General features: G+C 56.6%; 13 protein-coding genes. 7 read left to right on the top strand and 6 right to left on the bottom strand.

Annotated elements, in window-relative coordinates:
* Nucleotides 1-2: 2 nt before the first annotated feature.
* The gene (gene nrdH / locus ACK3SD_RS03860) at nucleotides 3-239 is read right to left on the bottom strand and encodes a glutaredoxin-like protein NrdH (RefSeq protein ID WP_137762342.1); all 237 of its coding nucleotides are present in this window, start codon (nucleotides 237-239) and stop codon (nucleotides 3-5) included.
* Between the two features lie 358 nt (nucleotides 240-597).
* The gene (locus tag ACK3SD_RS03865; protein WP_137762343.1) at nucleotides 598-894 is read right to left on the bottom strand and encodes an ElaB/YgaM/YqjD family protein; all 297 of its coding nucleotides are present in this window, start codon (nucleotides 892-894) and stop codon (nucleotides 598-600) included.
* 357 nt (nucleotides 895-1,251) lie between these two features.
* On the opposite strand from ACK3SD_RS03865, the gene ACK3SD_RS03870 reads away from it, so the two are divergent.
* The 5 genes from ACK3SD_RS03870 to ACK3SD_RS03890 all read left to right on the top strand — a co-directional run bounded on the left by ACK3SD_RS03870 (nucleotide 1,252) and on the right by ACK3SD_RS03890 (nucleotide 5,593).
* Entirely contained in the window at nucleotides 1,252-2,151 is a 900-nt protein-coding gene (locus tag ACK3SD_RS03870; protein ID WP_481126823.1) for a GNAT family protein, read from the top strand.
* 293 nt (nucleotides 2,152-2,444) lie between these two features.
* The gene (locus tag ACK3SD_RS03875) at nucleotides 2,445-2,828 is read left to right on the top strand and encodes a phage protein NinX family protein (protein WP_481126824.1); all 384 of its coding nucleotides are present in this window, start codon (nucleotides 2,445-2,447) and stop codon (nucleotides 2,826-2,828) included.
* Between the two features lie 324 nt (nucleotides 2,829-3,152).
* On the top strand, nucleotides 3,153-3,611 hold the full coding sequence (gene asr, locus ACK3SD_RS03880) for an acid resistance repetitive basic protein Asr (RefSeq protein WP_481126825.1): 459 nt from the start codon (nucleotides 3,153-3,155) through the stop codon (nucleotides 3,609-3,611).
* 307 nt (nucleotides 3,612-3,918) lie between these two features.
* Entirely contained in the window at nucleotides 3,919-5,112 is a 1,194-nt protein-coding gene (locus tag ACK3SD_RS03885) for an MFS transporter (protein WP_481126826.1), read from the top strand.
* 145 nt (nucleotides 5,113-5,257) lie between these two features.
* Nucleotides 5,258-5,593 (top strand): DUF2002 family protein, encoded by a 336-nt coding sequence (locus ACK3SD_RS03890; RefSeq protein ID WP_137762347.1) that lies wholly within the window; start codon nucleotides 5,258-5,260, stop codon nucleotides 5,591-5,593.
* On the opposite strand, the gene ACK3SD_RS03895 is transcribed toward ACK3SD_RS03890, so the two are convergent.
* Together ACK3SD_RS03895 and ACK3SD_RS03900 are read right to left on the bottom strand one after the other, a co-directional pair.
* Nucleotides 5,594-6,034: a DUF1198 family protein gene (locus ACK3SD_RS03895; RefSeq protein WP_137762348.1), complete on the bottom strand. Its 441-nt coding sequence runs from the start codon at nucleotides 6,032-6,034 to the stop codon at nucleotides 5,594-5,596.
* Between the two features lie 195 nt (nucleotides 6,035-6,229).
* The gene (locus ACK3SD_RS03900; RefSeq protein WP_481126827.1) at nucleotides 6,230-6,358 is read right to left on the bottom strand and encodes a hypothetical protein; all 129 of its coding nucleotides are present in this window, start codon (nucleotides 6,356-6,358) and stop codon (nucleotides 6,230-6,232) included.
* Between the two features lie 411 nt (nucleotides 6,359-6,769).
* Here ACK3SD_RS03900 and amyA point away from each other — a divergent pair, with 411 nt between their 5' ends.
* Entirely contained in the window at nucleotides 6,770-8,263 is a 1,494-nt protein-coding gene (gene amyA, locus ACK3SD_RS03905; protein WP_481126828.1) for an alpha-amylase, read from the top strand.
* Between the two features lie 35 nt (nucleotides 8,264-8,298).
* On the opposite strand, the gene ACK3SD_RS03910 is transcribed toward amyA, so the two are convergent.
* Both ACK3SD_RS03910 and ACK3SD_RS03915 read right to left on the bottom strand, forming a co-directional pair.
* Complete coding sequence (locus ACK3SD_RS03910; protein WP_481126829.1) at nucleotides 8,299-8,940, bottom strand: glutathione S-transferase family protein; 642 nt, start codon at nucleotides 8,938-8,940, stop codon at nucleotides 8,299-8,301.
* Nucleotides 8,941-9,044: 104 nt separating this feature from the next.
* On the bottom strand, nucleotides 9,045-9,338 hold the full coding sequence (locus tag ACK3SD_RS03915) for a hypothetical protein (RefSeq protein WP_168195800.1): 294 nt from the start codon (nucleotides 9,336-9,338) through the stop codon (nucleotides 9,045-9,047).
* Nucleotides 9,339-9,730: 392 nt separating this feature from the next.
* Here ACK3SD_RS03915 and ACK3SD_RS03920 point away from each other — a divergent pair, with 392 nt between their 5' ends.
* Nucleotides 9,731-12,154, top strand: a complete 2,424-nt coding sequence (locus tag ACK3SD_RS03920; RefSeq protein ID WP_481126830.1) for a DUF3772 domain-containing protein — start codon at nucleotides 9,731-9,733, stop codon at nucleotides 12,152-12,154.
* Nucleotides 12,155-12,159 lie beyond the last annotated feature (5 nt).

The following is a 12,159-nucleotide window of genomic DNA, read 5'->3' on the forward strand; positions in this document are numbered from 1 at the left end:
CGTTACCCCTGATGCGTGGCGCTTAGGGTGCTGAGCAGGTCAGGGCGGAAGCCCGACCAGTGGGCATCGCCAGCGACAATCACTGGCACCTGCTGATAACCGAGGGATTTGACATGATGCAGGGCAGCCTCATCGGTGGTCAGATCCACCACTTGATAGGCGATGCCCTGGCGATCGAGCGTGCGGTAGGTGGCGTTGCACTGAACACAATCCGGTTTACTGTAAATAATAATGCTCATGATTCGCATTTCCGTTTATGATATGTCGTCAGGGCATTGCTCTGCGGCTCCCCCGGTATTACAGAGGCCTACTGAGCGCCATATTCACTATGTTAAGGCACAAAACGGACGGGCCGCCTGCGCTGTAGTGTTGCTAAAAATACTAGATATTGATCCTAAATATTGCAACCACACAATATATAGTGTTTGAGTGAAAGGTGTTCACGTGCGAGCGCCAGCCCGCAGCAGCCGGGCGTCAAGCGTTAAAAAATTTTTTTGATAATGGATGTGATAGGAAAAGCCAGGATTTGCGAGGGGGCCGGGGGGAAAGCCCCGGCATAAGAGACGCGAGAGTTATTATCAGCGAGAGAACAGAGGGTTAGCGGCGGGCAAGCAGGATACCGACCACGACACCCACGGCGGCACCCAACCCAACCCCTTTCCACGGGTTATCTTTGAGGGCGCTTTTGGCCTTGCCGGCCAGTTCGCGTGCAGGCGGCACCTCATGCAGGCGCGCCCGGCTATTACGCAGCACATCCTCTGCCCGGCTGCGGATCGCCTCCGCTGTCTCATGACCGCGGTTACGTGAGGATTGCAGCACCCCATCCAATGTATCCGCCAGCAGCGAGACATCCTGATCGAGGTTACGCTCAATTTTTTCCGATCTTTTAAACATTTGCTTCTCCCTTTCGCATGGTTTGCCTTAAAGCATAGACCAAATCACGCGCAGGGGCGGGGCCGCCAATGGGGCAACCTTCCAAAGATTAGCGTAGTTAATTGATGCCCACCAAGGCGCGCGCAAGACACCGGAAATGCAACCTGGCCCGCAGGATCATGCTGACCAAGATGGGATATTGGTGGCTGGAAAGGGGAGGGTTAGGAACAATACTTTATTGATTTTAAATACAATTTGTACTTTTTTGACGATCAGTTTTATCCTAAAATGCGGCCGCTTACCTACACCAGATAAGTACAGGATATGCGCATCGCACAGGGCGCGATTGAAAAATCACATCAAAAATAAACTAGAATCATGATTATCCCAAAATTACTTCAGTGGAGTGAATGTTCTTTTCAGGATTACCAAGGTACATGCTCTGAATATGGATATAATTGTGAATCGGCACCAGAATTCATCGAATTTATGTTACAGCACGGTGCGTCCTTTAAATTTTATGCCTATGAGAAAAAGAAGAAAACCATGGGTAGCGTCTGTGTAGATAATGGATGGCTAGTCAATGATGCTAAAAATTCCTCCCGGCAATTTTCATCGCTGCCTATTCCGTCCTCGTCAATCTATGTGCCATTTTGCCGCGAGACTGAAAGCAGGGTTATCCTTCCTTTTCGTTCAAAATGCTTGCATCCTCTGCAACATAAGCAATTTATCAATACGTCCTATAATGTGTTAAGTAAAAGAAAAGCTGCTTTTACTAAAAGCATTGATACAGACTTTTCAAAAAAGACGATCTCTACCAGAGAGCGGGAAATAAGAAACTTTCTTAACAGTGGTGGTGACTTCATCTCTGTTGAACAACTGGATGGAAAACAACTTTTCACGATTTATAGCGAACTGTACCAAGCGAGAAGAAATATTCAGGTAAAAGACCAGGATCTTAATCTGGCATTCTTCCAGGCTTTCCATCACCATTTCAAAGGCCATGTGATGTTCAGGAATAATGAGCCGGTTGCCATTCAGCTGCTGTTGTCAGTCGCTAGCAAAGCCGGTCTCTTTGTTGATTTTATCAATATTGGCTATCGAATGGACATGAATGCCGGCGCATTGGGCACCATGCTGATGTGGAAGAATTTAACCTCTTTACATCAGGAGGCAGGGGATAAAAACTGCGTTCTGCACTACTCCTATGGCTTTATGTCAGGCGCTTATAAAAACCGGTGGTGCAAGCCTGTCTCTTTAGGCCGGGTCGTCATATAAAAATCCGTGCGCGAGATAGGGTGCATGGCAACCTTGCGTTATAAGCGTTTACTAGCTGACGCCGCTGGTCTCCTTCTGCTACTATTCCGCCTCGCCGCCTTCGGGCGGCATTTTTACCGAGGCAATATCCCGCTGTTTTAATTTGTTGACCTGTAAGTTATCCATTTAACCTGGTTACAGTCCATCGCATTGACCCGCCTTTAACAGCATGAATTTGCTGGCATTTTATTGCCGCAACAGAGTAATGACCGCCTCAATAATAAAGAAAATGCATGAGTGAAAGGTATTAAGCAATGAAAACAATCACTGTTGCAACGAAAGACCTGGAGGGGATCTTCCTTGACTGGGCCGTGGCCGTTGCGACCAAACAGACAGTCTGGTGCGAGCAGGGCGTGGTATTTCAGCATGGCGATGGATTCCCTGAGTATTACCAGCCCTCTGCTAACTGGGGGCAGGCTGGCCGTTTAATAGATAAATATAACGTCTGGTTATCCAGTTATGAAAAGGATGATGGCAGCATAGTGAAAGTTGCAAGTTGCTCGCCCCACAGTAATGCCGCAATACAAGAGGCGCAGAGTTCGCTGATTGCCGCTTGTCGTGCCATTGTGATGATGGAATTGGGGGAGCGCGTAGAGATGCCTGACCTGGTAAAAGCGAGATGCAGCAGCGATAAATAGGCCTCCGCCTCTTTTCCCCGCGCCAAAAGGCGCAGTGGTTTGGCAAGAATCATGACGTTGCCCTGCGGGACACGCTTCCCTGCATACAATACATAAGGATTCTTGCTCAGACACTCAATAAGTTTACGAATAGGGAACGCCTGAATGGGGCTTCCCCAAGATAAGCTGGCACCTGGCGCGCCCTTCATGCCATGACTCCCCTGCGCGGTTGTACATTTCGTTACGTAGCGACACCAATCACTCACGGAGTGCGGTGAAGAATCTGCGTAGACTGCATTTCACCGGCCCACCCCCGGGCTGATCCCAAACACGCTGAGGAATGTTATGAAAAAGATCGTCGCCATGATTGTTGCCGCTACCCTGGGTATGTCCTCTGTAGCGTTCGCTGCGGAAACGGCAACCACCGCTCCGGCCACCACCACTGCACCGGCTGCGACCGCTCCGGCCGCGAAGACCGTGCACCACAAAGCGCATAAAAAACACGTTGCCCAGAAAGCTCAGGCTGCGAAAAAACATAAAAAATCCACCAAGAAAGCGGTAGAGCAGAAAGCCCAGGCTGCCAAAAAGCACCACAAAAAAGCGACCAAGCCAGCTGAGCAGAAAGCCCAGGCTGCTAAAAAGCACCACAAAAAAGCGACCAAGCCGGCTGAGCAGAAAGCTCAGGCTGCTAAAAAGCACCACCAAAAAGCGGCCCACAAACCGGTTGCCCAGAAAGCCCAGGCCGCTAAAAAGCACCACAAAAAAGTGACCCATAAGAAAGCTGCAGCACAGCCTGCCGCATAAGGAACAGGCGTGACGGCAGACACCCTCTGACCGCCAAACCCGTTGATAACGCCCGTCTTGTACGGGCGTTTTTTTAGCATCAGGACGGTGGCAACCATGCTGAAACGCTATTGGTTTGAACTCTTTCTGGCTGGGCTGACCCTGTGTGGGCTGGCGGCAGCCTGGGCACTGTTTATCACCGACGATCTGCTGTAACTCCCCCTCCTGCCGTTGACTGATTGTTAAATTTTTTCACGATTTCCACATACCCTGATGGCGGCGCAGGCGCTATGCTGTTCACTTAACTCACTTTTTATCAGGCCAGCCGATGTCTGCCAGTCATGCAATCAGCACTTCGCAGCTGAACAAGCGCATCCTCTCCATTGTTCTGTTTACCTTCGTCTGTTACCTCACCATTGGCCTGCCGCTGGCGGTGCTGCCGGGCTTTGTCCATCACAATCTTGGTTATAACTCGGTACTGGCGGGGCTGATTATCAGCGCGCAATACTTCGCGACGCTGGTGAGCCGGCCACACGCCGGGCGCTATGCGGACATGCTGGGGCCGAAGCGGGTGGTGCTGTTTGGGCTGGCGTGCTGTGGCCTCAGCGGCCTGTGTTATGCGCTGGCGTGGCTGGCGGGTGGGCAGCCGCTGCTCAGCCTGATGCTGCTCTGCGCGGGTCGCGTACTGCTGGGCGTCGGCGAGAGCTTCGCCAGTACCGGCTCCACCCTGTGGGGCATCGGGGCGGTCGGGTCACTGCATACCGCCCGCGTCATCTCCTGGAATGGGGTGGCGACCTACGGGGCCATGGCGATTGGCGCGCCACTTGGCGTCTGGCTTAACCAGCGCTGGGGGCTGGCCGGCGTGGCCGGGGTGATTGTGCTGGCGGTGGTGATCGCCATGCTGCTGGCCGCGCGCAAATCACCCATCTCGGTGGTGGCTGGCAACCGCATCGCCTTCAGTGCCGTGGTGGGCAAAATTTGGCCCTACGGCCTTGGGCTGGGGTTGGGCACCATCGGGTTCGGTGTCATCGCCACCTTTATTACCCTCTACTACGGCGAGCGCGGCTGGCAGGGTGCGGCCTTCTCACTGTCCCTGTTCAGCTTGGGCTTTGTCGGCATCCGGTTACTGTTCAGCAACAACATCAACCGCCACGGTGGGCTGAAGGTCTCACTGGTCTCATTCCTGTTCGAGATGGCAGGGCTGCTGCTGATTTGGCAGGCCGGCAGCCCGCTGCTGGTGGAGTGCGGGGCGTTCCTGACCGGCGCTGGCTTCTCACTGGTCTTCCCGGCGTTGGGCGTGGAGGCGGTGAAGCAGGTGCCGGTGCAGAACCAAGGGACAGCTCTGGGGCTCTATTCTGCGTTTTTGGATCTCGGGCTGGGGTTGACTGGCCCGGTGGCGGGGATGATCATCAACCACTTTGGCATTGCCTCCATCTATCTGGTGGCGGCGATCACCGTTGGGGTGGCGGCGCTGATCACCCTGCGCCTGACGCTGGCTCGGCCAGCGGGGCCGGCGCAATAAACCGCCAGAAACTTGCGGCAGTGCCGGTAATTACACCAGCCGGGTGGAGAATATTCTGAAATCGTCCAGAATGCAGGATAAAGGCATTGTCTGATCGGGCCAATACGGTAAGGTCGCTTGGCTGTTTAGGATGTGAGGAGAAACAATGTATTTACGGCCGGATGAAGTCGCACGGGTATTGGAAGGTTCAGGATTTGAGCGGGACTATGTAGATGATAAAACCTACGGTTACCGCCGCGGCGTGCACTACGTGTACGTCAACCGCGAGGCCCGCTTTGGCCGCACGGCGCTGGTGATCCACCCAGCGCTTAAGGAGTTCAGCCTGCGTTTTGCGCAACCCACCTCGGAGATGCGCGCCAGCGAGCACTATACGGAGTTCCCGCGTGAGACCTCTGGCAGCGGCGGGCTGCACTACGGCATTCCGCACGGATTCAGCTCGCGCCAGTTGCTGGCCAGCTATCTGGAGAATGTCTTCAAATAATTATACCAGGTGGATCTGGTTATAGGTCTCGTTGTAGTGGCGGCGGAATTGCGCCAGCTCAAACGGATCCAGATCCAGCTCGGCAAAGTAGAACAGCGCCTGTTCAGCGTGCTCATTGGTCAGCACCGGTGACAGGTGCGCGCGGATCAGCACGTCACGCCAATGGAGGATGCTCTCTGGCGAGTCGTCGCGGATAAAGGTGTGGTAGATAAACACGATATAGGCCGCCTTGCGCAGCTCCTCCGCGTAACCACTGCTGATGGCACGGGTAAACATCTGGCTCTGGCGTTTGCCCATCTCCAGTAGCATTGACTCAATCACCACCGGCTTGATCCGCAGCAGGGAAGCCAACGAATCATTGGCCTTGCGGGTATCTGCCGTCATCACCAGGTAACCGGCGACAAAGACCGCGATCAGTGCGGCAATGATAATCCATGTCATCTGTCAGTCTGCTCTCCAGCTTGCCGGTCGCCGGCTGGCGTCCGATCTCCAGCCTGAGTGTATCCGCTTCTGCCGCGAATGGGATAATCCCGGCCACAATGTCGCAGCTGACTGCTGAAAAAATAACCTTGGCGGGTGTCCGGTCTCCCTTGGCGCGGCGGGCAAGCTGCCGCCGCGCCAGACCGGGAAAGGAAATCAGTAGCGGTGGCCGTAGTGGTGACCGTGGCCATGCCCGTGGTGGTGGCCGTGGTGGGGATAGATGCAGCCGCTCAACAGGGTGCTCAGCAGCAGGGCGCTGCACATCAGGGTCAATCTTTTCATCATTTTCAACTCTTAAAACAGTGCCATAACGGCAGAGGAAAAACGGTTTGCCACATCCCTGTCAGGCAGAACCTTAGTGCGCGGCAAAAAATTTATCCAGAGAAATCCGCGCTGGCAGGCCGCCTGACCGAGGATTCAGACTATTCTGTCTGCCATTGGCAACAGATTGTGCTGAAAGCTCAATATGTTGGCCGTTGTACCGCTATAACAGGCAACACGGCGGGTCGAAAACCGGGCCGTAACGAATTGCAGCACCTCTCGACCCCCGAAACGCGGTTTACCTCTTTCCTCATTTGCTCCTTCTCTACGCGAAAACCATTAATTCGCACCGGAAAAAATAGTCTGCGGCAAAATTTCTTTTGCATACTTTTAGACCATACTTCTCCTACCTTCAGAGAAGTGGAGTCTCACCCGATGAACAATCCCGTTATTTTGCAATTCTTTCACTGGTATTACCCGGAGGGCGGCAAGCTGTGGGCAGAAGTCGAGCAACAAGCGTCTTACCTGGGGGAGTTGGGAATCAGCCACACCTGGCTGCCGCCGGCCTATAAAGGGTCTGCGGGGGGCCACTCAGTGGGCTACGACGTGTACGATCTGTTTGACCTGGGAGAGTTCGATCAGAAGGGCAGTGTGGCCACCAAGTATGGCGACAAGGCAGGGCTGCTGCGGGCGGCCGACGCGCTGAACAGCGCGGGGGTGGGCGTGATGATGGATGTGGTGCTCAACCACAAAATGGGGGCGGATGAGAAAGAGCCGGTGAAGGTTAACCGCGTTGATGAGGGTAACCGCACGGACATTGATGATGAGGTGGTGGAGTGCGAAGCCTGGACTCGCTTTACCTTCCCCGGCCGCGCGGGCAAGTACTCCCAATTCGTTTGGGACTACAAGTGCTTCAGTGGCGTGGATCACATTGATAATCCGGAGGAGAGCGGCGTTTTCAAAATCATCAATGATTACACCGCCGAGGGGTGGAACGTAGAGGTAGACAGCGAACTGGGCAACTTCGACTACCTGATGGGGGCAAACATCGACTTCCGCAATCAGGCAGTGCGCGGCGAGCTGGAGTACTGGGCGCGTTGGCTGCTGGAGCAGGTCCCCTGCGCCGGGTTCCGGCTGGACGCGGTGAAGCACATCCCGGCGTGGTTCTACCGGGACTGGCTGGCCTATGTGGAGACGCTGCGCGACCAGCCGATGCTGGTGGTGGCGGAGTACTGGTCGCCGGATCTCGATGTGCTCAAGCACTATATCGAGCAGGTCGAAGGGCGCACCATGCTGTTTGATGTGCCGCTCTACATGAATTTCCACCATGCCTCGAAGCAGGGTCAGGATTTCGATCTCTGCACGCTGTTTGACGGCTCGCTGCTGGCAGACGATCCCTTCCATGCGGTGACCATTGTCGGCAACCACGACACCCAGCCCCTGCAGGCGCTGGAAGCGCCCGTGGAGAGCTGGTTCAAGCCGCTGGCCTACGCGCTGATCCTGCTGCGTGAGCAGGGCGTGCCAACCATCTTCTATCCGGATCTGTTTGGCGTGGCCTATGACGATCGCGGCCAGGATGGCAATGAGCACCACATCGACCTGCCCGCGGTGGCGGAGCTGCCCGCGCTGCTGAAGGCGCGCCAGCGTTTCGCCCACGGGGTGCAAACCGACTACTTCGACCATGCCAACTGCATCGCCTTTACCCGCAGTGGCACGGATGAGGCTCCGGGCTGCGTGGTGGTGCTCTCCAATGGCTCGGATGGCGAGAAGGGCGTTGCCCTTGGCGAGGCGCTGGCCAACCGCGAGTGGCGGGACTACCTGGGCCTGCGCGAGGAGACCATTACCACGGATGAACAGGGCAATGGCGTTTTCACCTGCAACGGTGGCAGCGTCAGCGTCTGGGTACTGGCGGAGTGCCTGGATGCCTGAATACCTGCGGGCCGCCCGGCCCGCAGATTTCCCCCTTACACCACCCGCAACGCCTCATAAGAGATCATCACATGCTGGCGATAGGCTGGCCTCGCTGTCAGGCGCGCGTAGTAGGCGGCCAGATGGGGAAGGTCGGGCCGCTCCAGCGCAATGTCATAGTAGCGGTAGAGCAGGTGGCCGAACTGGATGTCCGCCAGCGTAAAGTGCTCCCCCACCAGCCACGGCTGCTGTGCCAGTCGCGCGTCGGCAATCTGCAAAAAAGGCACCAGCTTTGCCATCGCCTGCCTGACTTTCTCTGCATCACGCTCCCGCTCCGGCGTCCGCACCAGTTGCCAGAAGATTGGGCCAGTGAAGTTTTGCGAGATATTCAGCTTCGCCCACTCGGCCCACATGTCCACCGGCGCGCGCGCCGCTGCCTCTGCAGGCCAGAAGGCCGCGTCCGCATAGCGGGCGGCCAGGTAACGCAGGATCGCGCCACTCTCCCACAGCGGGGGGTAATCCCCATCCTGAATCACCGGCACCAGCCCATTAGGGTTCATGGCCAAAAACTCTGGCGTATCGGTGCCGCCATAGCAGTGGCCAATATCGTAGCGCTGATAATCCAGCCCCAGTTCGCCGACACACCACATTACCGCCTGCACGTTGGATGAGGTCTTTCTTCCCCAGATTTGCAACATCGCTCCACACCTCCATTGATAGCACTATGACGGCAGCCTATCAGGTCAAGGGGAGGGCGGGGGAGTTTTCAGACTTTATCTGATGGCCGGGCGCGAAGGGTGAACTACAGTGAAAGGGCATCCCGGTCACTCAGCCGCTGCTCGCGGCCGGGGCGGCTTTGCAACAGTGACTGCCACAGGCGGGAGCGAAAGGGCGTTGCGTTCACCACACTGATGACGCGCCCCGGATCGTGATTGATCTGGTAACCCTGCCGATGGGGCGTCAGGCGGTCACCGGGCCGCAGGGCCAGATCGGTGACTGTCCAGACAATCAACTTTAAACTTTTAGCTGAAATCACGCAGACAAAGGTCATGTTGCTGCGCGTGCACACCACACTATCAATGACTCTCCACTCCATCAGGATCTCCTTATACGTCAAGCTGTGAGGGCAACAGTGAGGTAACATACAGAATAACTTAAACATAATTTAATTTTAAATAACATTATGTGGCGATCGTTATACGTGATAGAAGCAAAAAATGGTGTTTCAGCAAAATTTATTGATCTGGGTCAACACCTTGGCATATCCCTCAACTTTTCCGCTTTATCAAACCTTACAACGGGTTATTTGCACGTAATTTAACCAGCGGATAAGTGCCCTTCTCCGGCAGCCTCATGGTTTTCCCGAATAATCTGGGGCGCAGCGTGGTGCTTTATGGTTATTATTCACGGTGGAAATAAGTCTGCGTGACGCCATCAGGCGCGAAAAGTCAGACGCGATTGCCAGTTCACTAACGGAAAAAGCCTGCTATGCCGACCACACCTTTGCGCCTCAGGCGCCTGCTCTACGCTCTTTTGCTGTTTATCCCCCTGATGTCCCAAGTCGCCCATGCCGCCCCCGATGCTGCCGCAACGGGCGAAGAGAGTGCCAAACCAACGGCGATCAATGCGCCCGCCACCCTGGCCCAGCTGCAAAAACGCCTCGACAACATCAAGCAGCAGGTCTCGAACACCACCAGCGACAACAAGCTCAGCGCCCTGAATGACAGCACGCTGCAACTGGCCGCCGATGCTGATGCGCTGTCTACGGCCCTGCAACCGGCTCTGGCGCAGGCCGAGGCGCAACTGGCGGTATTGGGGCCGGAGCCGGCCGATGACGCGCTGGCGGAGACCGCCGACGTCGCGCGCCAGCGCACCAGCCTGAACAAGAGCCAGCAACAGCTGAAAGACCAGATCGATCAGGCCAGCGCCATCAACGCGGCCGCCACCAATCTGTCAGCCCAGATCACCAACCTGCGCCGCAATGCGCTGAAGACCCAGCTGGCGCTTAACACCGGCAGCATTTTGGGCCACCATTTCTGGTCACCGCTGCTGGATGGGCAGGCCAATGATGCCCGCCGTTTCACTGGCTTTACCGAGCAACTGCACGCGAGCTGGTCGACAGCTTGGGAGCCGGAGTGGCGCTACGGTTCCGCGGCGCTGCTGGTGGCCGCGCTGGCGATTGGCCTGTTTGGCCGCCGTCTGCTGGACAAGCCACTCACCTGGCTGGTGCTGAAAGCACTGCCGGAGGGGCGCTTGCGCCGCAGTGCGCTGGCTGCCGGCACCGTGCTGACCGTATTGCTCTCGGTCGGGATTGCCGCCCAGCTGCTGTGCCAGATCGTGACCCGTGAGGGGAGTGCCAGCCAGATGGTGCTCGACTACGCGGAGAGCGTGGTCGGCCTGAGCCTCTTCTCGGCGCTGATTGCCGGACTGGGGCAGGCGCTGCTCGCCAACCAGCACCCCTCATGGCGCTTGCCGACCATGGCCAATGAGATCGCCCAGACGCTGCGACCTTTCCCGCTGATGCTCGCCAGCTTCATTTTGGTGTTTGGCGCGATGGAGCAACTGAACAACTTGATTGGCGTCAGCGTGGTGACCAGCCTGATGGGCAGTGGCCTGGCCTCGCTGCTGGTGGCGCTGACCGCCTTCATCGGTCCGATGCGCGTTAACCGCCTGCGCCGCCGCTACATCGCCGAGGGCGAGACCCCAGAGGCGCGCTCCACGCTGGTCGGGCTGGCTCACCTGGCAACCAGCGTCACGGCCTTCGTCATTTTGATGGCTGTGCTGGTGGGCTATATCCCGCTGGCACGTTTCCTCTCCTATGAACTGGTCTGGATCGGGCTGGTGCTGGGCTGCCTCTACCTGCTGATCCATCTGGTCACCGACGTGTGCGAGAGCCTGTTTTCGGCCAATACCGCCAGCGGCCGCATCATCAAGCACTCCCTCAACATTCAGGATCGCCACCTGACGCTGGCCGCGACGCTGCTCTCCGCCATCGGCAAAAGCATCCTGATCCTGCTGGCGGTGGTAGCTATCCTTAACGGCACCTTTGGTACTACCACGCCGCTGGAGCTGATCAGCAAAGTGGTCGATATCTGGGGTGGCAAGGGGCTGGAGAAGCTCAACATTGTGCCGTCGCAGCTGATCAACGCGGTGATCTGTCTGGTGGTCGGCATGGTGGTGCTGCGTAGCGCGCGCCGCTGGCTGGACAACGACTTCCTGCCAAAAACCATGATGGACAAGGGCATCCGCGCCTCGCTGGTGACACTGTTCAGCAACGTAGGTTACGTGCTGGTGATCCTGATTACCCTGTCGGCAATGGGCATCCAGTGGAACAAACTGGCCTGGATCGTCAGTGCGCTGTCAGTGGGCATCGGTTTTGGTTTGCAGGAGATTGTGAAAAACTTCATCTCTGGCCTGATCCTGTTAACCGAACGACCGGTCAAGGTGGGCGATCTGGTTACCATTAGTGGGGTAGAAGGGGATATTCGCCGCATCAATGTGCGCGCCACCGAGATCCAACTCTCTGACCGCTCAACGGTGATTGTGCCGAACTCCCAGCTGATTTCGCAGAACGTGCGCAACGCGACGATGAACAATGCCCAGGGGGTAGCCACCATCGCGCTGACCTTCCCGCTGGATATCGACCCGGAGCAGGTGCGCGGCATTCTGTTGCAGGCTTACCAAGAGCATCAGTCTATCCTGGAAATGCCAGCGCCCTCAGTGACCTTCAGCCAGTTGGCACCAACCGGCATTGTACTGAGCGTGACGGGCTACGTTACCAGCCCACGCGTAGTGAGCAGCACGAAGAGCGAGCTGCTATATGACATTCTGAAGCGCTTGCGCGCTGAAAAGGTTTCCCTCTCCATGCCACAGAAAATGGTGCTAGAGGCTGCCGAAGACCGGCAGGGCTGATCGTT

The sequence above is a fragment of the Chimaeribacter sp. YP20170169 genome, assembly GCF_056739715.1.